Genomic DNA, 25291 nt, shown 5'->3' with positions numbered 1-25291 from the left:
GATTTCAACCACACTTTAATTTTGGCTTTGCTATTATTTTTAGCAAAAGTCTGGAAGGCATAAACATCAACTCTTCTGATAGAATCCCACCAATTATCATTAACCCTTTGAGCGGCTCTTCGTCGCCAAGAGTCGCTGAGTAACTTGATAGCTTCTTGTCTATTGCTGGGGGCTAACTGATAATACCTAACAATTGTGTCTTCAGGAGCAGAAGTATTCCCTGTTCTATTTAAAGCTGACGAGCTAGTAGTATTGTTGTGAGACCTGGGAATATAAGATTGAGGCTTAATTAATATTGCTGCAATAATAAAAGCACCAGCAATCACACTACCGATAATTACCTGATCTTGCCAATCTATTTTTTGTTGATTTTCTTTCATATCTAATAGCTTCCTATTGAATTGGGTTTGACAGCATATCTTAAATAATTTATTTAGGTTGACTATGGGAATTTTGGGGATTATGATTTTTTTCTAATTCTTCTTGTCTCCTTTTTCTTTCGTTTTCTTGAGAAGTTTTAAAAGATTCTGCTAATTGATCTTCAATATTGGGTACACGATCAATTCTGGCAAAATCATAGTCGGTTTTATCCTCCTCTTGTTGTTCTATGGAAGAAATAGGTTTTGCTGATGACATGGCAATTTCTGAGGGAGGAGAAGCATACCCCAAACCAACAATTGCTTGTGCAATTTCAACTCCGGTATACAACTTATTAACCACATCACCTAGCTTCACCTTTCTTTGTTCGGCAGTCTTAATTTGTTGCACTAAAAACCCCATATATTTTTCACAGCCATCAATTTCACCTTGATAAGTAGATGACAGTTTTTCAAACAAAGGTGCAAATTTATCAAATTGTTGATCGTGCCAAGTCAATTTAATATTTTCCCATTGAGTAGCTACCTTTCCCCACTCTTGCTGTAACGTTCCTCGAAATTGATCTAACTGCCTGAGCAAGCACTCAGCATCTTCTAAGTTAAAAGAAGTTGGTTTAACCATATCTATCTTTTCCTGATTTATAAGTCGGCTAAACGTCCAGACAATTTTTGTTTTTTAGTCTCATTTATTTCAATTTGTTCTCGAACAAATCTGATGTATTGATCGCTTTCTTTTTCCGCATCATTATAAGTAGAGATAAATTTCTCAAATATCGGTTCAAATTTATCAAATTGTTGATCGCGCCAAACCGATTTAAGATTGCTCCACTGGTTCAAAACCCTTGACCATTCATCCCGGATAGCCTCGTGAAACTGTTCCAGTTCTTTGAGTAGATCTTCTGCATCTTGAGCATCAAATGAAGTTTGAGCCATAACCCTTTCTCCTTTTATTAATAATTTTGTTCAAACTCTTTCAAGATATCATCAAACTTTCTGAGCCATTCCAAGGCATCGTCACCCGCTTCTAAGGCTCTTTGTACCATGTCTTTGGTTTGGTCGAAATCTTTAGTAAATTTGTCTTTACTTTCTCCTTTCCAAGAATCATCACATTTTCTCCAAGCTCCTTCAACTGCCTTAAATTTATCAGTTGTTAAATCTTGGAAATCAGACAAAGCCGCAATAAATTTGGCTAACTCTTGTTCGTCAATATCCAAATCTCTTGACATCCTACAATCTCCTAATCACGTCAACCGTTGTTCAAAATTATGGCAGTATTCGCCAATTTCTTCTTTTGTGGGGACAGCATAAGGCTTAAATTTCTCTAAACCTGCGGTCGCCGAATCATCCCGAAAATAAGCTCTGAGTCGTGGTAACTTTTCAGCATGGACTTCTCCTAATAGCAATCGAGAATCATCTCCCGGCATATTCAAGGCAACCCGCAGGTCAAAATGGGTTAGCCAAGAACGATTATCCCCGGTCAGTTTGAGAAATGTTTTCATATCTTCTAACCAGAAAATAGTATGGATACCCAATTCAGACCCTTGAGAAATTAGCTTGAGTAGTCTTTCGGCATCTTCGGAAGGTTCTTCACTACGATGACCCATAACAGGACGTAAATTTTGCGATCTGTTTAACCCTCCCACTGCATAGACAAAAAATAGGGAATCTCCTAAATCATCGGGATTTTGGTCTGGGTTTTCTTCTCGTTGTTTTAAACGTCTTTCAAATTCTTCATAGGTCTCGTTTAATAAAGTTTCAGCTTTAATAACTTGACAATCTGGATCGGCAAAACGTTTAGCGATTTGGGTGGGGAAGTAAGAGTTAAAGGCATTCCTGAAATTGATGGTCATTTCTGTCCAGTCATTATCTTCATCAGGAATGGATAAATCAGCAATCATAAACCGTGCTTTTTGGGGTTGATAGCAATGAATTAAACTCATTAATATTCCCCCAATAATTCCCAAGACAATTTCTTCAGAAGAGCCAACTATCATCATGTTATTGCGGGGACGACGACGGAAAATCGCTTTAGTATGATCGCCAATTCTCATCGGTTCTCCCAGCCAAGCAATCCCCGGAGTTTCTTGAACTACCCAATCTGGTTCTTTAATAACTTGTTTATTTAATTCTTTCAGGGAGAGCCATTCAGTCATATCCGATAATTTAACTAATTGTCGATTATGACTTAATTTAGTCGGTCGAGATCCATTAAAGAGAATTAAAGGTTCTGAGCGCTGATAATGATTTTGATTGACAATTTCCTGAATATTGACTAAGGCATTGGATCTTTCTTGAGCAGAAATATCAGCGACTTGACCGATCTCATTTTGATTTTTCTTACCATAATCTTTGTTATAAATCACCTTACCTGGTTTGTCCAGCAAATCTACAGCATCGGTATTTCCTTCCGCTAATACTGAAGATGCTGTACTTTTATCCATTTGCTGTGCCATTCTCAGGTCAATTTGTGAGTAAATACCTCGACTCATATTGGGTACATTGGGAGACTGAGATGCAATTAATAAATGAATCCCAAATGCACGTCCTTGTCGGGTTATATTATCCATCACTTGGTTGAGACTGCGGGTAATATTATCATTTTCCTGGAACATATACTGAAACTCATCAATGACCACTAAAATTCGTGGCATTGTTTCTCCAGTTTTATCCCGGTAATCTTGCAATTTGTTTAAGTTTCCTGCTGATTTAAACTTGATGCTGCGTTCTTCGATTTGTTTATTGACATACTCTAAAACACTTAATCCAAATTCGCGATCGCTTTCAATCGAGACAACTTTGGCATGGGGTAAGGCTTTTTCTTCGTTCAACTCTTCGGCATTTTGAGAAGTTTCTCCCTTTTCTGGATCGACATACATTTGAAACTCGACTCCCTCTTTAAAATCAAGTAAATATAACTCCAATTCATCGGGAGAATATCTCAGCGCCAAACTGACAATAATTGCATGAAGCGTATAACTTTTACCTGAACCTGTTTTACCTGCTAACAAACCATGACTGACCAGTTGTTTGTCTTCATTTTCACCTAACCAAAATTCCAACTTATCCATTGCACCCATTAAACCGATAGGCGCTCTGATTTCTTTCCTGCTATCCTCAGACCATGCTTGTTGGGGATAAAGTTTGGAAAAGGGTAGAGTTTCAACACTAATTTTTTTCGCTTCTTCTGTAATGAGTTGTAGGATTTGATTAAATTGTTCGTTAGGTGGGGGTTCATCTAGTGCGACTTTGAAAACCAAATCATTAGGTAACTTCAACTCAAATAAGGACTGATTGGTATTTTGAGATGAACGAAAATTCTTTTGTCGAGCCGCAGTTTCTTCAGTCGGATTGATATCTAAACAGGTCAGTTCAATTTCGTCTCGACTATTGATTGAGTGAACTTTAACTACAACTTTTTGGCCGACAGAAACCGCTTCTTCGGGTCTGTATATTCTTCGATCTACTAATTTTGGGGTTGGTACAAATCCTTGAGTATTGGGCAGAAATTCAACATAAGCACCCCCAGAGGTCAAGCTCGTAACATATCCCGAATAAACATTGCCCTGCTTGGGTTTTGCTCCCACACTCAAGCCATGTGTGGGGCTAATAACGGTACAAAAATCCTCAAATGTTCTGTAATCAAAGTTTTTCGGTTTCTCCAAAGTTTCGTCAATATGCAAAATCACATAAACACCCGCCCTAGAACCATTTAACCGGATGCTTTTCAGATCTTCCCACGAGTTGTTGTCAAAGCCAGTGGGAAAATCAGCAATAAATAAATAACGATAGGGTTCCGCTACAGACTGAGCCGCAATATTATAATCTTCTATGCTTTGGTAATTTTTACCTAAATAGTTTTGTAGAACTTGCTCAATATGTTCGGTTAACCCTCGCAGTTGTTCTCGAATATCATCACTGCGAGTATAGGTTTTCTGACCTGAAATAAATTGATGTAAATTCTTGAAGGGAAAAGTATTTCCCATGCTTACCGGGTCAATAAATATTCCTTTTAATTTTCTGACGGGGAAGGTACTGACCACTCGCAAAGCGATAGACTCTAAACCCGCAAGTGCGGCTTGACGAGATTCCGCATCACTGCTAAAAATTGCAATGTGTCCGGGCTTAAAGTTGGGCAAATGATTAGAAAAATCTCGGATTGGTATCAATGCCGGAACTCTAGCGGGTGGCTGTACTTGATCCAGTAAAAATTCACCAATTCGTAAAACACCAGGAGCCAGACCACCATTTTGAGGTTTATAACTATCGCTATTCTCTGAAGGTGTCCAACGGGGATCATTCCAAGAAGCTGATAATAAGCGGGGGTTATCAATTTGATTTACTAATTGACTAATTTCTTTTTGTTTTTGTTGCAATTTTTGAGAAAAAATATTGCCCTCAAAAATCGCTCTTTCTTGAGCAAGCTTAGTATCTTCATTGACTATATATAAATTTGATAATACTTTCTTTTTTAAACTTTCTGTTTGTTGTTTTAATTCACTTTCATTCGCCTCTATTTTCTGAGAAAATTGTTTTTCTTCTTGAATAATTTGATTTTGCAAATCAGCTTTTTTTAGATTTTTTTCTTGTTTTTCTTGGATTAGCTTATTTAAATTTTCTAAAAAACTTGCCATATTTCCTCCCTATTTGACTAGAAAATTAAAATCTTAAAAACATAATCAAGTGGAATTTACTCATTCAACAGACAAAATTATAAGAAAATATATTAGTGTTACCCAGAAAGTCGTTGCCAAATCTTGCCAGACGATTGTGACAACAACTGCAACAATAACAGTTGAAACAAGGCGCAACATTTTTTGATTTTTCAGGTTTTCTATTTTCTTTTCAATTTCATCTAATTTCTCGCCAACCTGAATATTTTGATTTTTTAAAGATTCTAATTGATATTTTTTTTGATTTTTTATGTTTTCTATTTCACCCTTTTTCATGTTATTGATATTTTTGATTTTTTCTAAAGTGATATTGATATCATTTAAGGCTTTATTGATGCGATCGCGATCTGTCTTTTCTCCAGAAACGTAGTTACAGTCAGTTGTGGGCAATGATGAAATGTCGTTGATGCCCAATTGTTGAGCCAATTTATAAGCTTCTTTTTTGCGAGAATTATGCCAACTCAATTCTCGTTTAGCATCTAGCAGCTTTAAATGTTGAGTATTGATGGCATGAAGAGCTTGGTAATAGTCTTGAAGCAGATTTAGGTCTAAATTTTCTGGGTAGTTTTGCTCCATTGTTTTGCCTGAACAGAGTAATTTGGTCAATCAAGCATTAAATGTATCTTCGTATACCATAAATTTTCCGGGTGTAGATCCTTTTCCGATTGATGTGGTTGACTGTTTCCTCGGAACAGCTTTGGCAATTTACTTAAAATAGTGGATGATCAACTCTGGTTTTAATTTTGCTCAAAATCAGAGCTATTGGCAAGTCGGAAAAGGACGGAAAAGGACGGAAAAAGACGGGAGTTTGATTAAGAAATGTAAAAATTTAGGATGGTTGCTTCTAATGGTAGATGACAAGATGTTTCCCAAGCGGAATTGAGGGGCAATGGGGTAATGGGGTGTCAGCAGTGGAGCGATTCAACTAGGTAAGGCTTGGATAGTCTACCGTTGGTGGTTTAAAAGGAAGTGCGGAAGGGTCAAAAATAGAGGGAGATCGCTCTCTAACGTCCTATCAAAATGCTATACTGTTTTTCACACTCTGCGATGAGAAACGATTAACTATGACCATCGCCCAATCCTCAGAACTGGGAATTACCTCACTTCCCGATCATACCCAACTCCCCGACTCCGACGGTACTTTTGTGAAAAACTTTCAGGAGCATCCCCAAAGTATCTTATTGACTGATTCCATTCAATCAAAACTAGATAGTATACACCCAGACCAGCAATATGCTATAGGTCAAGATTGTGGTATCTATTGGCGGCTGACAGAACCCCCAGAACGCGGGGCGGAATGTCCAGACTGGTTTTATGTTCCCAACGTTCCCCCCAGCCTCGACGGAAAATTCAGACGTTCCTATGTATTATGGCAGGAATATATCCCCCCTTTAATTGCCATAGAATTTGTGTCCGGTGATGGTTCCGAAGAACGCGATCTCACTCCCTTATCTAAAATTTCTGGAGAACGTCAAAAACCCGGTAAATTTTGGGTATATGAACAAGTTATCCGTCCGGCTTTCTATGCTATCTATGAAGTCCAAAAAGCCAGTGTAGAAGTCTATCACCTAGTGGAAAATCACTATGAGTTAGTGGCGGCGAATGAAAGAGGTCACTATCCCATTCACTCCATGGGTGTAGAATTAGGGATTTGGCGGGGACAGTATAGCAACGTAGAATTGCCTTGGCTGCGTTGGTGGGATAATCAGGGTAATTTGCTATTAACGGGGGATGAACGGGCTAGAATTGAACGTCAGCGGGCGGAAAATCAACGTCAGCGGGCTGAACAAGCCGAACTAGAGTTACAGCAGGAACGCCAACGAGTCGAAGCTGAACGCCAACGGGCGGAAAGACTAGCGGAGTTATTACGCGCCCAAGGAATTAACCCGGAGGAACTTTAAATAACTGTAAATAGAGGCGATCGCTCTCCCAAATCCTCCCTATTGGAACTCTCAGGAGTTGATCATTTCATCCAAACGGGCTAGGACTTCCTGACTGTGAATGGCCGGAATCACACCCACAAAGGTTTCTCGGAGAATACCATCAGGATCAATAATAAATGAATGTCGCATCGAAAAGAAATTTAACCATGAACCATAAGCCTTGCTGACACTTCCATCAACATCAGCTAACAGCGGAAATTTTAACCCCTCAGAGTCGCAAAACTCGGCGTGGGAGTCCACATCATCAGCACTAATCCCTAAAATTTGGGTATTTCTAGCCATATATTTCGGCAAGTCTTCCTGAAAGCGACGGGCTTCTAAGGTACATCCTGGCGTAAAATCTTTGGGATAAAAATAGACTACTACCCACTGACCTCGGTAGTCTGATAGAGACACCTCCCCGTCTCCGGTATTTGTGGGAAGCGTAAATTCTGGCGCGGGTTCATTTAGCGGCGGCAGTTGACCACCCAAGGCTAAGACCGGACTCGCTAGGTTTAGGTTAAATAGGGCGATCGCTATTCCTACAATTAGACTGATCAAGGTTCGGCGCAACATAATACACAGATCGAAATTTCTTTACATATCTTTACATATCTCCGCCACCGGACTGGCGGAACCCTAAATCTATATTTGGAGTCAAGGAAATGCGATCGCCCCATATACTCCCCTAAATTACCCAAAAACTCTCAAATTGGTCTCCATCTGATCCCAAACAAGCTAACATCATTAACGGAAAAATAGCATTTCAAACATGACAAACATTCAACCTTTAAGTGGTCAAGCATTAGTAGCTATGGTGGTTAATGGATCACCAATTGTTATCCAAGTTGATGGCGATAATGCACCCATCACCGCCGGAAACTTCGTAGAATTAGTTGAACTTGGCGTTTATGATGGTGTATCCTTCCATCGCGTAGTCCGTGAACCTAACCCCTTTGTCGTACAGGGAGGCGACCCTAACAGCGTTATTCCAGGTTTTCCCCCTAACTTATTAGGAACTGGTGGATTTATCGACCCAGCGACAGGACAAGTCCGTAATGTGCCCCTGGAAATTATACCAGAAGGTGCCACCGAACCTATCTACAGCCAAACTTTTCAACAAGCCGGAATTACAGTTCCTCCCTTATTAAGAAATGTCCAGGGGTCGATCGCTATGGCGCGGTCAGGTAATGACCCTGACTCAGCCTCTTCTCAATTTTACTTTAACTTAGTTGACTCTCCCGGCTTGGATGGCGATTATGCCGTTTTTGGTATGGTGATGCAAGGGTTTGATGTGATTGACCAAATTCAACAAGGCGATCGCATTCAAGACGCGGAAGTATTTGCTGGTATTTTACCAACTCGCACCTCTAATCTAATCACTGATGTACCACTTTTAAATGGTTTCATTAACACTCTTAACCGCGCCAGCTTACCCTTATCTTATGCCTTTCCTAGGGATTTGGATGCTGATAATGTGATCGAAATTACCCCCGAAATTAGCCAACAAAACCCTAAAGGAGTTTTCGCCGGGGGTGGTAATGATTTAGTGATCGGGTCAGAAATTGCTGATGTAATTAATGGTAATCAGGGTAATGATACCATCTATGGCGGCGCTGGTGATGACTTGATTTGGGGTGGTCAAGGTGATGACCTGCTCTTTGGTAATGATGGTAATGATATCATCAACGGAAATCGCGGTAATGACACTATCTATGGCGGCGCTGGTGATGACTTTATTCGCGGTGGACAGGGTGATGATTACTTGTCTGGAGATGCGGGAAATGATATTCTCATTGGTGATCTGGGTGCTGATACCCTCGTTGGTGGTCAGGGTGCAGATACTTTTGTTTTAACCCATGCTGATGCTACTATTGATCAGGCTGATCTGATTCTCGATTTTAACCTCGCTGAAGGCGATCGCATTGCGGTAGTCGGCGATATTGACCCATCAATATTAATCCTTAATTCAGTGGGTAATGATACTCATATTCTGCTCCCAGAAGGAGGTATTTTCGGAGTCGTTCAAAATGCACAACCTGATCTAGTTAGACAGGGACTGTTTACCCTCTCACCCCAAGATTTGGCCCTGACTATCGGCTAATTTCTTCCCCTAGGGAACTGTATTTTTATCCTGCAAGTCTAGTTCCCTAGACTACCAAATACTATTAACTTCCCTTCCTGACCGGTTAAAACTATGTCAACACTATCTTTAATTCCTCTGGCGATCGCCTGTATTTCTGTTTGGGTCAGCCTCAGTCATCATGGACACTGGTTTGATGAACTTCCCCGTCTTCTCGCCGCCGTCATCGCCACCATATCATCAATGTGGTTTTTTGTGATGATTCCCTGGCCTGTTAAACTTAGTCTAATTCTGTTAACCTTAATTATTGGTAACTTTTTGGTGAAAAAACAATTAGGTCTTAGATAGCAATAAATACTCAGTGAAGCACTACACCCACAAGGGGCTGGGTATTAAACCCAATTTTTCATTCTTTCGGACTCAAAAAAAAATGCGACAACAGCAATAGCGCCCTAACCTACTCCCCAGGGACATCCTCTCGTTGATTTAGACTATCTGGAGGTGAACTGAAACCTGAGCCAGTTGCATTGCTCCCATCGTCGCTATCTGAGGAAATATAAGGAAATTCTGTGGGCGCTACTACCGCGTTTTGACGAAACAGAGTTTAGAGTGAACAGCTTAGAATACCTCCTGGTCTACCGAGTGATTTCCTCGAATAAATATGGTTTGGCTGGAGTTACATCGAAAACTACAAAAGTTAAGTGCATAGCTCCCATCGAAACAGTAGAGGAAATATCAGAACCCTAAAGAGGGGCTGCTCTCAAACATGACAGACTCGAAATGAAACAGTGTTTTACCTCCTGATTCTCACTACATTGGCGATGAACAAGTTTTTATTCGTTCTAGTCCTCCCTCGAGATATAAAACCGACAGATTGAACATCGCTTTTGGTATCTGTCAAAGAAGCCTGTTTGACTTCAATTACTACTTTAGCACTATTAAATATAAGTGCAAGCATATTAAACTAAACTTAACAATTTCATGAGTAACCAAATCAAATTATATTAAATTTAGTAAAAATTATCCTCTCTTTTCCTCACCCTATTGTCCTGTATCCTCTATGGTGTAAGGGTTTGAAAAGATTTTACTTAATACAGTTGAGCCTTTTACAGAAACCATAGTATTTATAGATAATCTGGTATAATGAGTTGTTTGTCTATAAGTTACGGGCTAAATTTAGCCGGAAAATGTAAAGATAATGTTACAATAGCACCATTAATCCTAAGCCGAATCAATCATGCACCCGCTGGACCAGGAAATCGAAGCAATTAGGAAGCAGATTTTAGCCCTACAACGGGAAAAAACCCAGATCCAGATTCAAAATCCGCAAATCACCCCAGAAAATAACTCTCCAGAAGCGATCGCCACAGCCTACCGTAACCATGCGCGAGAAACCGCCCACCAGTCAGCGGAGAGCAAAGGTATAGAAGATGCGATCGCCGCCCTCAAAATCCACCTTCGCCATAAACAACAGGAATTAGAACAATTCAGGCGCAGCAGACCCACAGAAGAACAACTAGAAGAAAGCCGACAGCAAGCCAAACTACACGCCGATCGCATAAACCAACTATCCAGGGAACTCCAAACCGAAGCCAAAGCCCTCAAAGCGATCGCCGATGAAATTACCCCCCTATACTGGCAGGTGTACTATAAGCCATTTATCACCGGATTTAGTAATATTTCCGTCCCCTACGTCCGCTCTGATGGGGATGTTTGGACAATTCTCAATAAACTTGTCTGAAGTCCCAAATCCATGGTAATTTTACACAAAGCACATTACCCTTTTTCTTAACGGTTAAGCGATCGCAGCCACTATGGAATCTGTAGACTTCCTAACTTCCCTAAACCCATCCCAACGTCAAGCCGTTGAACACTTCTGCGGTCCAATGTTAGTAGTCGCTGGCGCAGGTTCCGGTAAAACTCGCGCCCTCACCTATCGCGTAGCCAACCTGATCGACAATCATAAAGTCAACCCCGAAAACATCCTAGCCGTCACCTTCACCAACAAAGCCGCTAGAGAAATCAAAGACCGGATCGAGTCAATTTTTGCCCAACAGCAAGCCCAAAAAAAATACCAGAAACCCCTATCAGCCTTAGAACCCGCCATCCAAACCCAACTGCGATCGCAAATTTACCGGAAACTAACCAAACACCTATGGATGGGAACCTTTCATAGCCTCTGTGCCCGCATTCTCCGGTATGATATCAACAAATACCAAGACGAAAAAGGCCGTCAGTGGAAACCTAACTTCTCAATTTTTGACGAGTCAGACGTACTAGCCCTAGTTAAGCAAATCGTCACCAAAACCCTCAACCTAGACGACAAAAAATTTGACCCCCGCAAAACTCGCTATAAAATCAGTAACGCCAAAAACCTGGGATTGTCTCCCCAACAATACCTACAGGAGAACCCCGACTATCAGGGGCGAGTCATTGCAGAAGTCTATAGTCTATATCAAGATGCCCTCGCCGCCAATAACGCCCTAGACTTTGACGACCTCATTCTCGTCCCCGTAGCTTTATTTAGCCAAAACGAACAAGTTTTAGCCTACTGGCATCAAAAATTTTGCCATATTCTCGTGGACGAATACCAAGACACTAACCGCACCCAGTATGACCTGATTAGGCTGTTAACAACTAATGGAGAACCGCCGCCATCTTTTCACAATTGGCAGAATCGGTCTATTTTTGTGGTCGGGGATGTAGATCAGTCTATTTATTCCTTCCGTATGGCAGACTATCGGATTATGCTGGAATTTCAACAAGATTTTGGCGATGGTTTAGCCGACGATGACAGCCGCACCTTAATTAAACTAGAAGAAAACTACCGATCGCGAGAAAACATCCTAGAAGTAGCCAACCATCTCATTCAAAATAACACCACCCGCATTGACAAAATTCTGCGCCCTACGCGATCGCCTGGTGTTCCCGTCTGCTGTCATAAAGCCGATGACGAAATGGCAGAAGCTCATTTTGTAGTCGATCAGATCAGAACCATTATCAACCAAAACCCCGAAATCGGCTTCGGTAGTTTTGCCATTCTCTATCGCACCAACGCCCAATCTCGACCCTTTGAGGATGTATTACGGCGTGAAGATGTACATTATAACATTGTCGGCGGGCTAAAGTTCTACGATCGCCGAGAAATTAAAGATGCCATATCTTATCTTCGCGTCATTGCGAACCCCGCTGATACCGTCAGTTTGCAAAGGGTCATTAATGTACCTCGGCGCGGTATTGGTCGCACTACCATAGACGGCTTAAATAATGCCGCCCAACAGTTAGGGGTTCCCCTCTGGGAAATTATTAGTGATCAAGACTCCGTTAATACCATTACCGGACGCGCGGCTAAATCCGTTAATCGCTTCGCCCAAATGATTCAATCTTGGCGCGATCGCTTAGAAACTACCACAGCCCTAGACATTTTAGATGGCATTCTCGAAGACTCTGGCTACTTCCAAGACCTCAAACAACAAGGCACTGATGAAGCAGATAACCGCCTAGATAACCTGCGGGAACTCTGTAACGCCGTTTCCCAATTTCAGGAAGAAGAGGAAGACACCAGTTTACAGGCTTTTTTAGCTCGTGCGTCCCTATCCTCAGATTTAGATAATCTTCAGGAAGGACAGGAAGCCGTTTCTCTGATGACCCTACACTCAGCTAAGGGCTTAGAATTTCCCATTGTCTTCTTAGTCGGTTTAGAACAGGGACTCTTTCCCAACTTCCGCAGCATTAACGACCCTCTCAGTTTAGAAGAAGAACGGCGACTTTGCTATGTAGGCATCACCCGCGCCCAGGAACAGTTATTTATTACCCACACCAGCGAAAGGCGTTTGTGGGGGTATCGCGAACCTTGTGTTCCTTCGATGTTTCTAGCCGAATTACCACCAGACCTAGTGCGGGGATATAAACCTTTGATCCGCCACCAAGCCGCCAAAAACACCACCAAGAATAAAGCCACCAAGGGGACTATCAAAAAAAGTCCCCAACAGTGGAATGTGGGCGATCGCGTTTTACACCGCAGTTTTGGTGTTGGTAAAATCACCCACATTTTCGGAGATCACAAAGGTAAGCTATCTATAGCCGTTAAATTTCAGGGTTCGAGCCCCAAAATTATCAATCCTAGTGTAGTCCCTTTAGAGTCCCTAGATTAAGCCTAGAATATGCCCAGAATATTCCATATACTGCGGGTATACACATAACCCACCCCTAGCATCACCCCTACTTCCGTAGTCTCTCTGATGTAGCCTACATTAAAGCGACCCGTCAAGATGAAACTGTAGGAAATCGGTACGTCAACACCCGTCATAAACAGGGGACCGAAGCTAAAATCGCTATTGAATAGGTCCGCATAAATGATGCCAGCACCTATAAACGGAGAGGCAACTATACCCCCTGTATCTACCCGCATAGGGAAGCTATAGGTCAAAGCCGTGACACTAGCACCCTCACCAATAAGCACGCCACCAGTATGCAACGATAGATTCTCAGAATATCCCGTTTTACCTAAAGTGCCGCCCCCTCCCTTTCCTAAACCAGAAGCATTCCCCGTAATGCCAATATTACCCCCAACCGCAAAATAGTTGAAGTGGTTACTCAAGCGGCGGTTATTCCGGTCCGCCGCGCGACGGGGATTATCCTGCCACGATTGAGCTATGATATCATCCCCCAAGGTATCATCCCCCAAGGCTATCTCTTCAGCAATGCGCCATTGTGGTTGTATGGATACCACATTTAAATCAATTGCATCGGTAGAAGGGCTATTTTCGTTTATTTCTGATAGATACTGAGGAGTTTCTTGGCTATTAGTATTAACTACTTCCGCAATAGTTTCAACTTCTGGGTTAGTATTAACTACTTCCGCAATAGTTTCAACTTCTGGGTTAGTATTAAATACTTCCGCAATAGTTTCAACTTCTGGGTTAGTATTAACTACTTCCGCAATAGTTTCAGGAACTTCTAGTTGAGATTCCAAGTCTTGGGCTAAACTCAAGAAATTCTTGTGAAGCGGTGTTTCCTCCGATTCCTGAAAGTCTTTAAGAGTCCCCGCTGCCACAACTTGACTACCGCTAAAAGCTACGATCGCAAAACAAGCAAGAGCAACCGACTGTTTAAAAATGGTCATACTGGCTCCTCACAACATTGAGCTAGGAATAACGGAATCATACACCATATTGCCAGGAAGAGAGAACCAAAATATATTTTTCTTATTAATTCTGGACTCTCCCCTCTCGCCGATTAACAGTCAGCTAACCATAACTTTAGTCAAATCTGTCATTAAAGGTGCGGATATGTTCAGCCAACTTTTGAGAAATTTCTGGGTTATAAATCCTCAGATAATTCCAGTAATTTCCAAACACAGATTTCACATAACCATAGGTTTCAGGATAGGGAATTTTATCAATAAACTCATCAGGATCATTAAAACCAAACCGCCTTACCCAATTAGCTACAGCCCCCGGACCGGCATTATAACTCGCCACAGCTAACAGTGAATTATTGTTATATTCTCGGTGGGTAAAATCAAAGTAATAAGTCCCCAAATTAACATTATCTTCAACATCTTCTAAAGAATAGTTAGTCAGTTGAATTTTCTGGGCTACTTCCGCCCCGGTTTCGGGCATGACCTGCATTAATCCAGTCGCCCCTACCACTGACTTAATTGAAGGCATAAACCGCGACTCCTGGCGAATTAGGGCGGTAACCAAGACTGGATTTAGTTGGCGTTTATTTGACCAACTCACAATAGTTTCTAGGAAAGGAAAAGGATATAAAGACTCCCAATAACCAGGTTTTTGCTTCAAAGCCAGATATTCCTGATGTTCTTCGGGGTCATTCCGACGGCTAAGGCTGGAAATCATCCACAGTCCATCTAAGTTGTCACCTACGGCAATTCGCATTAAACCATCAGTATATTGTTGGGCGACAGAAGGCTGCTGACGATAATTACTAAATTCTACCTGCCACAAACTCCAGGCATCCTGACCGCGCCCTAAGCGATATAATTCTCTTACGGCCTCGGAACCGGCTAAGGGAATAGGTAACTGTTCCAAGTGTTCTACATGGGGAGACAGGGGGCGCACAGTGGTAAAATCTCCCACTGGCCAACCCAAAAACACGGCGGCGCGCCAAGCATAATAAGATTCGGGATATCTGGCTAACAGATATTCAAAGGCTTTGGTAGCATCTTTGGAATTCCCCTGCTGTCTCGCCCACCTTCCCAACATAAAGGTAGCTTGTGGCGCTAACTCACTATCGGGGTTTTTGTTAACTAACTGTCGCGCCCATTCTGAAGCAATATCAAGTCTTCCCGCCGTTGCACCCTGTTGGGCGAGAGTCCAACGCAATTGCGCGGCTGCTTCGGAATCACTATATTGACTCAGCAATAACTGACGACTCTGAGAGGCTGTTTCAGTAGATCCGAGTTTATCGAGGACATTGGCGCGGTCTAATACGGCTTCGGCGGCGTGATTAGGGAAATTCTCTACTACTTGATTAAGCAGGGGTAGGGCTTCTCTGGGCTCGACTAACCGCGCTAGTCTAATTCTTCCTAAGCCAGCGTCTTCGCCCCCAGGATCTGTTTGGGTGGGGAATGCGGCAATTAACTCTTGATAAGCCCGACGAGATTCGGGAATTTTGCCACCTAACCATAACCCCCTGGCGTGTCGATACATATTTCTGGGGGTTTTGGGGGCTTTGGAATAGGCGATCGCCCCTCGAGCATAATCCATCTTCTCCCAATAGCCAAAGCCAATATTTTCCCAATCCTCTGGGGTAAGTTGTTGTTGATAATTCTGGGTTAACTTGGCTAAATAAGTGCCATATTCGGGTAAATGAATACCATGTTGGGCAATTAATAGCAATAATGGGAATTGATCGGGATTCTCTCTCAGTAGGGTTCTGGCAATTTCTACGGTCTGTGGGTGGGCGGGAAATTCGGCGATCGCCCTATCCCAATATTCCCGATTAGTTTCCCCTAAAGCATATAAACCCATTACCACTACCGGATCTTCTGGGTGGCCATCTACCAAAGCCTTCCATGATAGTGAGGCTTTAGCCGTATCCCCAAGCTGTTGATAAGCCAAAGCCCGCATTTTCAGGATATGACCCGCTAAGACACGATAACTCCTCTCTAATCTATCTAATTGTTCTAAGGCTTCTTCTGGCTGTCCGGCTTCTAATAAATCCGCCGCCAGTAAGAATCTAGCGCGATCGCGATTTTCTGAGGTAGTTCTACTGGTGGCAATTTCTGTTAATTCCAGGCGGCGCGACTCTGGAGACAACACCGCTAAACTCATCACAGTTTCTGAAGGCTGGGAAACTTCCGGCATTTCCCCTGTCCGAGAAGACCACATTCTTTGTAATTGCATCATCGGGAAAAATATTCCCACGAACAATGCTGCCACAGCAGCCACAACATACAGCGAAACTTGGGTAACTTTTCCCTTTAACATAATTCCTGAATCGGTAAGTTGTTTTACTTAAAACTTAATTCACCCGACAGAGTATCCATCGCAATGATATGGGAGGGTTATTTATCGGAAAGACATCTCTACCCTGACTCCAATTTTCAAACCAACCCGTTGGGGGCCAGGATTCGGAGGGGAGGTGCGATCGCTCATACTCATACACCGACTCATCGGATAATATCTCTAATGGTAAACCGGCCATGATCGAATTGAACTCCGATCGCGTGATTAAATAAGACCATTGCACCTGGGAAAGTTCCCGCGCCCGGTTATCAGGTTCATAACCTGGATCTGTTAAAAATGTATTAAACAACAACAGCCCCCCCGGTTTAATAGCATTACACATTCTCCCTAACAGGATTCGCACGTCCTGGTTATTCCGAAAATGGGAAATCACCTCCGACACCAACACCAATTGATAGCTTTTCTGCGGTAATTGTAGAGATGGATTCAAAATATTACTTTGGATAACCCGCACCCGCAATTGGTTTTCCTGGGCTTCCTTAGCGATAATTTGGGCAAATTCTGGAGTTAATTCTACCGCATCTACAGGATGTCCCCGCCTCGCTAAAGCTAAAGTATTGCGACCTACCCCAGCCCCTACGTCAAGAATGGGGGCGCTAGAGGGCGGGTTAAACTCTTTTACCACATCCATCAGTTTAGCGTCAGCATGAGAGCCAAATAACGGTCCCTGGCGACTGGTTAGCCACCGTTGATACTTCTGTTCCACTGATAGAATTTCTGTCAATACGCTTAATTTTAAGCCGCTGGTCAGCCCTTGGGTGGGGTCTGGCGGTTCGTATTTAAAAATTATCCGAGAATGGGGTGATTGATTGTAGCCTTCTGCTAGTTTCCGCGCTACCAATTCCCGCAGGGCTGTCATTTCTTCCTGGGTGAATTGCTGTCCTAGGGATTTTAAAATTCGATCAAACTGGTCCATGTATTCGTCTATCATGGACGGGATACAGGGTAAACTCATTTGACCGCTGGCCGCTGTGAGTCGCTTTACCTTTAATAAAATGGCGTTTGATAAAATGTCGTTGTCCATATTTTGGCGATCGCTGAAGGATATCGGCTTGTTTGCTACCACCAGTAAAGTATCCTCAATATACAGAGTAAGTGCATTTCTGCTAATTTAACAAAAATCTGCCCATAATTTGGCTAGTTCCGGCTATCACATTCAAAATTCTCTGGTTTGTGCCTCCTGTTGATGTATACCCAGAGTACCTACTCACCTCTATATCAAAAATATGCGAAAATTAGCCCTATCTCTGGCGATCGCCTGCTTATTCTTCCACTATGGCAGCATTCTCTCCGCCCGCGCCAGAACTGATCTATTATCTCAGACTCCCTCCCCTCAACCTGATCAAGTTACTCCCCAACCCAGTGACGAAGAACTTGATCAAGGTGATCCTTTTTTTAGGGTTCCTGAGCCCATCATGCAGTATTTTTACAGCAATTCTCAGCAATTAAATATTTGTCCCGGTGGTAGTTCTTTCCCCTTTCAAGTCGGTTCCTTTGCTTATCCTTTGGGAACTCAGGGCTATTTGGTACAATTACTCTGCTTTCAGGCAGCTTATCAAAATAATTATAATTTCTTTGTTGATCGAGAAACTAATCAGGGCGTTAATGTTGGGCGCGTTAAATTACCTAAGTTTGAAATTAACTCTAGTGGTCAAAGGGTAGAAACTCAGATGGATGAGGTCGTCGGTTTAGTTGATTATGAGCCTGTTCAGGGTGTTTTAACTGTCTTTACCAAATATCGCGGTATAGGAGATTGTGGATCTTTTGCTAAATATCAATGGGATCAAGTCGATTTTAAGGCGATCGAATATCGAGAAAAGTCTGATTGTGATGGTAATTTTGTAGACCCAGAAAATTATCCACAAATTTACCCTTAAAAAATAAAACCCGGCGTAAAACCGGGTTCAATTAATTAGTTAAAAACCAACCTCTGAGTCAACAGAAACTTTTAACTACACAGCTACAGCTTTTTTAGAAGTTGCACTCAAAGCACCACTAGCATATTTAGCAGCGAACTCGTCGAGAGTTTGAACTTTAATCTTGTCAGCATTACCAGCAGTTCCGAACTGTTGATAGCGATCGGCGCAAACCTTCTGCATATACTTGATAGAAGGCTTCATGAAGTGGCGGGGGTCAAAGTTAGAAGGATCTTTAGCCGCAGCTTCACGAATAGCAGCAGTAATCGCCAAACGGTTGTCAGTATCAATGTTCACTTTCCGAACACCACTCTTGATACCTTTCTGGATTTCTTCAACCGGAACGCCGTAAGTTTCAGGAATTTGACCACCATACTGGTTGATCAAAGCAATCAGATCTTCGGGAACAGAAGAAGAACCGTGCATCACCAAGTGGGTATTTGGTAAACGGCTGTGGATTTCTTCAATGCGGCTGATCGCCAAAATTTCCCCAGTCGGTTTACGGGAGAACTTATAAGCACCGTGGCTAGTTCCAATGGCCACAGCCAAAGCATCAACCTGAGTACGTTCTACAAATTCAACCGCTTGATCTGGGTCGGTCAGCAACTGGTCGCGAGTCAGGACACCTTCCGCGCCGTGACCATCTTCCTTATCACCCATACCAGTTTCCAGAGAACCCAAGCAACCCAGTTCCCCTTCTACACTCACACCAATCGAGTGAGCTACATTAACCACCTCAGCAGTTACCCGCACATTGTACTCGAAATCAGAGGGGGTCTTGGCATCGGCTTCCAGAGACCCATCCATCATTACACTGGTAAAGCCATGACGCATTGCAGAGTAGCAAGTGGCGGGGGAATTTCCATGATCCTGGTGCATAGCCACAGGGATATGAGGATAGGTTTCCACCGCCGCCAGGATCAGGTGGCGCAGGAAGTTTTCACCAGCATAAGAGCGAGCACCACGAGATGCTTGCAGGATCACAGGGCTGTTGGTTTCATGGGCAGCTTGCATGATCGATTGGATCTGCTCCATGTTGTTAACGTTGTAGGCTGGGATGCCATAATCATTCTCAGCAGCATGATCCAGCAGCAACCGCATCGGTACTATCGCCATAAAGTCTCCTCCTAAGTCTTCTTAATCTCTAAGATGGTTTTGATTAAAACAATCTTAAAACAATTTTACGATTTATGGCTAATTGTATCAAGTTATGTTCACTAATTGCACATTTATCACTAAAAACAAAGTGAAAATGGGTCGCCCGGGACTCGAACCCGGAACTAATCGGTTAAAAGCCGAGTACTCTACCATTGAGTTAGCGACCCTAGTGAGTTATTTCTCTAATCTCACACAGTTTTCTATAGTAGCATAGCTAATTTTGGTTGTCAAACATTTTTTATAAAAAAGTTGCCATAAGGTAAACTACCATCTCAAAACTGGTTCCAGGCTTTAGGTGAGTTAGCAGTTGTCCGGTATTCATAGCGTTTCTGGGCGCACTCCAAGGTTCCAGACAAACATAATCCTTGCCCCTCACTGTCCAAAAGACTACACGGGAATAAGCTGCACTGTAGTTCAGACATAATCTTAAATTGCGACTTAAATCAGTCATGGTCGCTCCTAACCCGGTCAAAGGCCCAAAAATGCCATCGATTTCCTCGACATTAGGATCAAAGTAACCTCGAAAATCCTGGAGACTCTCAGTCGGTTGGTCCCAATACTGCATGGCTGGAATGTGAAAACGCAGTTGACTTTTATCTGGGACCCATAAATAAGGATGTAAACCGGTTGAAAAAGGCATGGACTCAGGGGGCATACTGTTCACTAACCCGGATAGATTAGTGTAACGCTGAAAAATCTCTAGCCCGTTTCCCTTGAGGGTATAGGTAAACTCTAATTCAAAGTCAAAGGGATATAGCGATCGCGTTTCATCATTGCTAGTCAACCCTACCGTAATTGAGGCGGCGTTAGTTTGGTCCTGTTTTCGCACCGTCCAGGGTAAATCACGAGCAAAGCCATGTTGTTTGAGCCCATATTCCCGGTTTTGGTAGGTATAACTATTATCGGGTAAATTCCCACAGATGGGGAACAGAATCGGAATACCACCCCGGACTGTCAAACTGGGGTCAGCAAACCTTTCCTCATCCATATATAGCAGTTCTTCACCTTTAACTGACCAGCGAGTAATTAACCCACCCCTTTCCGGTACTACCTCCAGAATAGACTCAGCCTTGTGGTCACATAGGGTATAGGTCTTATATTGTTTTTGGTTAAGTGCGATCGCAAACACAGTAATTTATTCTTCCTTAGGAATTTAGTGGAGTTTGTAGGGTGCCGTCACGCGGTGATAATTTGCATGAAACAGAACAAATGATAATTGGTGACGCACGCTTACATTGTTGAAAGTTTGACATCCTGACCAATACACCTCTGACACCCTATTTCAGGAAGACGAATAGCCTCACCACCATGAGCGTTCACAGAACCTTCAGCAGAAACCCTATTGTTGTTAGTCATAGACTGATCATCTTTAGGTTTGTGGTGAGACCCTGTTGATACATCAAAGGAAATTTCCGACTTAGAATTATTGTAACTGCCTTCTGAAGTTCTAGCTTCAGGTTGAGGGGGAGAAATAAAAGGTTCCGTAATAAAAGGAGTTTTGATAAAAGGCCGCAACTGCTCAGACGGACCAGAAGTTTCCTCCCATGTAGTTGTCGGCTCATCAGCAGTAACTGAGGATTCACTAGGAGCATCATCTAACATAGTAGTTGACCCTTCATTCTCCGACAACCCAGGCGACAAACTTTCCTGATGTACTTCAGGAGTAGTTATAGCATCACTCAAGGCTGGCTCAGTAGAACGAGCCTTCAGGATCACCTGGTAGGGCATCGGCTGCTCAAAAATCCGGGAAATCCGCTCAATATGGCGCAAAGTCGCCTTAGCGCTTTCCCCTTGCATTACACGAGCCTGATATCCTCGCACCTCAACCGGCAAAAACTCCACTTTCATTTTCCGATTTTGCTTTAGTGAAACCCTTAAAATAGCTGTATCGTAATCACTGCGACTGTTACCACCAAAAATGAAATTTCCCAGGGAATAAACAATTGGTCTACCCTTATATATCTCTGCACCCTGAAGAACCTGGGGATGATGTCCAATCACCACATCTGCTCCCTGGTCAATGGTATAGCGACCCAAATCAATTTGCCAATCTCCCGGATAATCAGAAAGTTCAACTCCCCAGTGATAATTAACAATCACCCAGTCTACCTGATCACGCACAGCCTGAATATCTGCCGCGATCCGTTCATGATCACGAGAGTTAGTTCCCGCCCGATTTTCCCCGGCTGCATTAAAATCAGCATCATAATAGCCGAAATAAGCGATCCGCTGTCCTCTTACCTCGATAATTTTCGGTCGTCGCGCTTCCATGATATCTCGTCCCGCTCCGATCGCATGAATACCGGCTTGCTGCAAGGTTTCCAGAGTTTCCACCAGTCCCGCTTCTTCGTAATCCATGATATGGTTATTGGCTAAATTGACCAGATCGATGCCACCTTCTGTTAATACCTTAACCGCTTCTGGATCAGCTTTAAAATTAAATTGTCGATTAGGTCGAGCCAGGGTCGCTCTAGTCAAAGGATTTTCTAAATTCACCATTGCTAGATCCGCATCCCGATATTCCTGTAGTTCTGAAAAAGCCCAGCTATAATTGTCACCAACTTTCTGAGCAAAGGAACCTGCCAGGTTAACATCTCCCCCAAACATTAATGTTACGGTTGGGTCCTCTGGATTTAACACAGCCTCATGTTGAATCACCGGGACAGTTTCCAAAGCCGCCCGCACCTGATTAGGTCTAGTCACCGGGGGAGATGTCATAACCACCTGATTCGACTGTCGCCACCCGCCTCCACGGGAAGAAGTCATGGCTCGAGCATCCCGACCAATTACCTCATAGTAACTAACCCAACATCCCAGAACTAAAGTAGCCGTTACTGAGGTCATGAGCAGCAAAGTCCGCAGGGTTTTAAAGTCCAGGCTGCTCCTGCTCCCCTTTCGTCTCTGGGAACGTTGACGGGCGGCGGGTGTGACAATGCGAACCGACTGGTTCCACAGGATATCTGGTTGACCCATGAAGCGACCGGCAATTCTCACCCCCAGCACCTGGGGAGAGTTCAGCTTCCAAAGGACATGACAAATATATTTAACAATTCTCTCGGCGATCGGTTCTTGTTGAAACTCTACCAGCACCTGTAAACACCCTTTGCGATCGGGGATAACTCGCGCCTGTATCCCCTGGGGTGCTAGGTAGCTATTAATCAGATAGCCGATCGCCCTGAAATCACCCGATCGCGCGAGGTCAAATACTGTGGGTTGGGATAGACTTTGTGCGTAAACCATAGTTGAGATATCTTTCCGGCTATATTAATAACTTCCTGCCTCCGCCTGGATCGGAGTGATACCGAAATTTGTGATCACACTGTATAATAATAAGCAATGACGCGCTATTAATAAAATTAACAGATGCGATTCAGTCAGATATCAGCTACAATAAGCCCCCATGGGTGACTTACAATCATCCAAATCAGACCAACGCCTTCATAGGGCGACTTGACCTAGCCAGCGAACTTCTCAGGATTAAGTTAAAAATGCTACATCGCAAGATCTATCAACTTTGTTGTGATGGCCGCGAAGTCTGCATCTTTTTGCGGGACCAACAAAGGTGGATCGAAAGAGCCCATATTCTTGATATCGAGGGAGATTTGGTCACGCTGCGCTACGAAACAGAAGAAGATGACGAAGTGTCTTCTTGGGAAGAAATCGTGCGCCTCGAGAGTATCGGATCTATTAGTCAAAAGTTGGCATCAGTTCCCCGTGGCTATTTCGAGCTACAGGTATCTGATGAATGTCCAGAAGCCGAGCAACTGCGTAACCCTTCCACCGACTCCGATCGCGAATAATCCCTGATGTTACTCGTCTCGGTGAGCTAAAGGCTCAAACACGGGACAGTAACCCTCTGGGGTGACTTTAAAGCCATATAAAGCCGAAACTGGGTTCCAACAACGCCCGCTTCGGTAATATTGGCAATTCCCACAACAGTCTAAGTCTGATGGCATAGTGCGATCGCTCTGACTGCTGAGAAATTCTCGCTGGGAAATTCCCCGCAAAACTAACTCTTCCCCCTGCCATCTAGCCTCCACAATTCCCGTATCTGCAAAGGTAGACCACCGTGGATCAACAGACAAAGTATTGGGTAGGGTAATATTTAACTCCGTAGCCGACTCCGTTAACTCCCCCTGATAATGGGTTTCTGGGAGGGTCGGTTGTATAAAAGTCTCCCCAATCGGTAATTGAACCTGTGCGCCTGCTGCTGGGTAATGCAATTGGTAGCGGTTCCGCAGTTCGTCTAAATTGGTTAAATCCGCTAGATAAATGGGGGAACCATGCACAAAAATCACGTGCTGGGGTCGCAGGTTATGAATCAGTTGGGTAGTTCCTGGGCCGTCGCAATGTTCCGCCAGAAAATAGCTTTCTAACAAAATTTCCCCAGAATTTACCAAGGCCGATATTTCTCTGGTGTGTCCGGGAGTTTCTGATAAAAATAACGTCCACAACCGAGGACGATAGCGCAAATACTGTTCAATATCCGTCCCGTCATCTACAATCACAATAGAGGGGCATTGCTCCAGTTCTGGCAACAATTCTGGGGAGAGGCGACGCACACGAGGCTTAATTCGCTCATCCCAAAATAGTGGCTGATGCTGGGCAAAGTTCTGTATATTAGCTGGGAAGTGCGGTAGCAGCTCTAAATATATATCGCACCCAGTTTGTACTTGACCATCAACCCAAATGTCAATATCCCTACCTGTGAAGTAGTGGTGGGAACGCAGTAGCATTAATAATTCCTGGCCTAACCCTAATGCTGGGGTGGGAATTATTACAGAATAACCAGAGGCGATCGCTCGATAAATCCTTTCCGCTAGTTGGTTTTCTAGTTGACGGCGGTGGGGATAGCGTGCAGTTCCATAGCTCCCTTCTAAAATTAGCACATCCGGCCTGAGTCCCCGCAGTTCCCCTAGGGGTAGACCCTCCACTAATCGAGAATTTGATAGGAAAAAATCCCCCGTATAAAATAGCTTATAGGTGCGATGGGGTGCATTATATTTCAGCAGCATACAAGTCGCACCCGGCAGGTGGCCGGCCGGAAATAGGGTGATGCTTAGTCCTTCCTTCAGTCGGACTTCTGTTCGCAGCGGTAGGGGTTGGCAAAATTGCGGAATTTGCCCTGATGACAATTGCTCTGGCCAGTTGAGGGGTAACAATTGGCTAGTAACATCACTGGCATAAATTGGTAAGTCTGGACAGCTTTCATGTAGTGCCAACAAACCCCTAACATGATCGGCATGAGCATGGGAGCAAATCACCAAGTCAGCTACACATCCTTCGGAAGATTTTAGCAGCGGCGAAATATCGCGCAAACCACAATCAAGCAAAACGTGATGGGGTCCCATGCGTAACAACAAACACACCCCATCATCTTCGTGTCCAACACTATAGGGAAAACACTCGAGATCAATCACGGTGATTTGAGATAATTGTCGGATGGGTGCTAAGACAATGTTAAGAAGTATCTCACATTTTAATCTTAAATTGTGACAACCTGCTATGTCGATTTTTGATTGTGGCCTGGGAAGGCGATCGCATTATCGGGCGCATTATCGGGCGCATTATCGGGCGGGTTGTCGGGTGGGTTGTCGGGTGGGTTCTGGGGCGGGTTTACTAAGCTAACCTCTGTGAACCGAACAGGCTACGGCGGAACCCGCCCCTACCAT

The 25291-nt window shown here is 43.5% G+C and carries 22 protein-coding genes and 1 tRNA gene; 8 read left to right on the top strand and 15 right to left on the bottom strand.

What is annotated here, in order from left to right; all coding sequences use genetic code 11:
* The 6 genes from P5674_RS15715 to P5674_RS15690 form a co-directional block, all read right to left on the bottom strand.
* Positions 1 to 380: hypothetical protein (locus P5674_RS15715; RefSeq protein WP_315670086.1), on the bottom strand; the 380-nt coding region annotated here is incomplete at its 3' end.
* 49 nt (positions 381 to 429) lie between these two features.
* Positions 430 to 999: a hypothetical protein gene (locus P5674_RS15710; RefSeq protein WP_006616746.1), complete on the bottom strand. Its 570-nt coding sequence runs from the start codon at positions 997 to 999 to the stop codon at positions 430 to 432.
* 17 nt (positions 1000 to 1016) lie between these two features.
* The gene (locus P5674_RS15705; protein WP_006616747.1) at positions 1017 to 1310 is read right to left on the bottom strand and encodes a hypothetical protein; all 294 of its coding nucleotides are present in this window, start codon (positions 1308 to 1310) and stop codon (positions 1017 to 1019) included.
* A gap of 17 nt (positions 1311 to 1327) precedes the next feature.
* Positions 1328 to 1603, bottom strand: a complete 276-nt coding sequence (locus P5674_RS15700) for a WXG100 family type VII secretion target (protein ID WP_006616748.1) — start codon at positions 1601 to 1603, stop codon at positions 1328 to 1330.
* Positions 1604 to 1618: 15 nt separating this feature from the next.
* Positions 1619 to 5008, bottom strand: a complete 3390-nt coding sequence (locus P5674_RS15695) for an FtsK/SpoIIIE domain-containing protein (protein ID WP_006616749.1) — start codon at positions 5006 to 5008, stop codon at positions 1619 to 1621.
* A gap of 60 nt (positions 5009 to 5068) precedes the next feature.
* Positions 5069 to 5623: a hypothetical protein gene (locus tag P5674_RS15690; protein ID WP_006616750.1), complete on the bottom strand. Its 555-nt coding sequence runs from the start codon at positions 5621 to 5623 to the stop codon at positions 5069 to 5071.
* A 488-nt stretch (positions 5624 to 6111) separates the two neighbouring features.
* Between P5674_RS15690 and P5674_RS15685 the strand changes: the two genes are divergently transcribed.
* A complete protein-coding gene (locus P5674_RS15685; RefSeq protein WP_315670085.1) occupies positions 6112 to 6948 on the top strand; it encodes a Uma2 family endonuclease in 837 nt (278 codons plus the stop codon).
* Between the two features lie 51 nt (positions 6949 to 6999).
* Here the strand turns inward: P5674_RS15685 and P5674_RS15680 are convergent, their stop codons facing one another.
* Positions 7000 to 7545 (bottom strand): peroxiredoxin, encoded by a 546-nt coding sequence (locus tag P5674_RS15680; RefSeq protein WP_006616947.1) that lies wholly within the window; start codon positions 7543 to 7545, stop codon positions 7000 to 7002.
* A 196-nt stretch (positions 7546 to 7741) separates the two neighbouring features.
* Here P5674_RS15680 and P5674_RS15675 point away from each other — a divergent pair, with 196 nt between their 5' ends.
* The 4 genes from P5674_RS15675 (at position 7742) to pcrA (ending at position 13206) form a co-directional block, all read left to right on the top strand.
* Positions 7742 to 9073, top strand: a complete 1332-nt coding sequence (locus P5674_RS15675) for a peptidylprolyl isomerase (protein ID WP_006616948.1) — start codon at positions 7742 to 7744, stop codon at positions 9071 to 9073.
* 93 nt (positions 9074 to 9166) lie between these two features.
* Positions 9167 to 9400, top strand: coding sequence for a hypothetical protein (locus P5674_RS15670; protein ID WP_006616949.1), 234 nt, complete (start codon positions 9167 to 9169; stop codon positions 9398 to 9400).
* 889 nt (positions 9401 to 10289) lie between these two features.
* Complete coding sequence (locus P5674_RS15665) at positions 10290 to 10793, top strand: hypothetical protein (protein ID WP_006616950.1); 504 nt, start codon at positions 10290 to 10292, stop codon at positions 10791 to 10793.
* Positions 10794 to 10866: 73 nt separating this feature from the next.
* Positions 10867 to 13206: a DNA helicase PcrA gene (gene pcrA / locus P5674_RS15660; protein ID WP_006616951.1), complete on the top strand. Its 2340-nt coding sequence runs from the start codon at positions 10867 to 10869 to the stop codon at positions 13204 to 13206.
* Positions 13207 to 13208: 2 nt separating this feature from the next.
* Here pcrA and P5674_RS15655 read toward each other — a convergent pair whose 3' ends face one another.
* The 3 genes from P5674_RS15655 to P5674_RS15645 form a co-directional block, all read right to left on the bottom strand.
* A complete protein-coding gene (locus P5674_RS15655; protein WP_014276489.1) occupies positions 13209 to 14177 on the bottom strand; it encodes a hypothetical protein in 969 nt (322 codons plus the stop codon).
* Positions 14178 to 14313: 136 nt separating this feature from the next.
* On the bottom strand, positions 14314 to 16506 hold the full coding sequence (locus P5674_RS15650) for a transglycosylase SLT domain-containing protein (RefSeq protein WP_006617658.1): 2193 nt from the start codon (positions 16504 to 16506) through the stop codon (positions 14314 to 14316).
* Positions 16507 to 16540: 34 nt separating this feature from the next.
* Entirely contained in the window at positions 16541 to 17611 is a 1071-nt protein-coding gene (locus P5674_RS15645) for a class I SAM-dependent methyltransferase (RefSeq protein ID WP_014276490.1), read from the bottom strand.
* A 160-nt stretch (positions 17612 to 17771) separates the two neighbouring features.
* Between P5674_RS15645 and P5674_RS15640 the strand changes: the two genes are divergently transcribed.
* A complete protein-coding gene (locus P5674_RS15640; protein ID WP_006617660.1) occupies positions 17772 to 18422 on the top strand; it encodes a DUF1176 domain-containing protein in 651 nt (216 codons plus the stop codon).
* Between the two features lie 75 nt (positions 18423 to 18497).
* On the opposite strand, the gene fba is transcribed toward P5674_RS15640, so the two are convergent.
* The 4 genes from fba to P5674_RS15620 all read right to left on the bottom strand — a co-directional run bounded on the left by fba (position 18498) and on the right by P5674_RS15620 (position 22859).
* Positions 18498 to 19577 carry a class II fructose-bisphosphate aldolase gene (gene fba, locus P5674_RS15635; RefSeq protein ID WP_006617661.1) on the bottom strand — a complete coding sequence of 360 codons (1080 nt, stop codon included), beginning with the start codon at positions 19575 to 19577 and terminating at the stop codon, positions 18498 to 18500.
* 137 nt (positions 19578 to 19714) lie between these two features.
* Positions 19715 to 19786: transfer RNA gene (locus P5674_RS15630), tRNA-Lys, on the bottom strand.
* A 71-nt stretch (positions 19787 to 19857) separates the two neighbouring features.
* On the bottom strand, positions 19858 to 20748 hold the full coding sequence (locus P5674_RS15625; RefSeq protein ID WP_006617662.1) for an aldose epimerase family protein: 891 nt from the start codon (positions 20746 to 20748) through the stop codon (positions 19858 to 19860).
* Positions 20749 to 20849: 101 nt separating this feature from the next.
* Entirely contained in the window at positions 20850 to 22859 is a 2010-nt protein-coding gene (locus P5674_RS15620; protein ID WP_006617663.1) for a CapA family protein, read from the bottom strand.
* A 248-nt stretch (positions 22860 to 23107) separates the two neighbouring features.
* Between P5674_RS15620 and P5674_RS15615 the strand changes: the two genes are divergently transcribed.
* Complete coding sequence (locus P5674_RS15615) at positions 23108 to 23419, top strand: DUF6679 family protein (protein WP_006617664.1); 312 nt, start codon at positions 23108 to 23110, stop codon at positions 23417 to 23419.
* A 9-nt stretch (positions 23420 to 23428) separates the two neighbouring features.
* On the opposite strand, the gene P5674_RS15610 is transcribed toward P5674_RS15615, so the two are convergent.
* Entirely contained in the window at positions 23429 to 25039 is a 1611-nt protein-coding gene (locus P5674_RS15610; RefSeq protein ID WP_006617665.1) for an MBL fold metallo-hydrolase, read from the bottom strand.
* Between the two features lie 85 nt (positions 25040 to 25124).
* On the opposite strand from P5674_RS15610, the gene P5674_RS15605 reads away from it, so the two are divergent.
* Positions 25125 to 25247 carry a hypothetical protein gene (locus tag P5674_RS15605; protein WP_286131457.1) on the top strand — a complete coding sequence of 41 codons (123 nt, stop codon included), beginning with the start codon at positions 25125 to 25127 and terminating at the stop codon, positions 25245 to 25247.
* Positions 25248 to 25291 lie beyond the last annotated feature (44 nt).

The organism is Limnospira sp. PMC 289.06 (genome assembly GCF_032350395.1).
In the GTDB taxonomy this organism is placed as follows: Bacteria; Cyanobacteriota; Cyanobacteriia; order Cyanobacteriales; family Microcoleaceae; genus Limnospira; species Limnospira platensis.
This window is presented reverse-complemented; position numbering and strand designations above follow the sequence as displayed.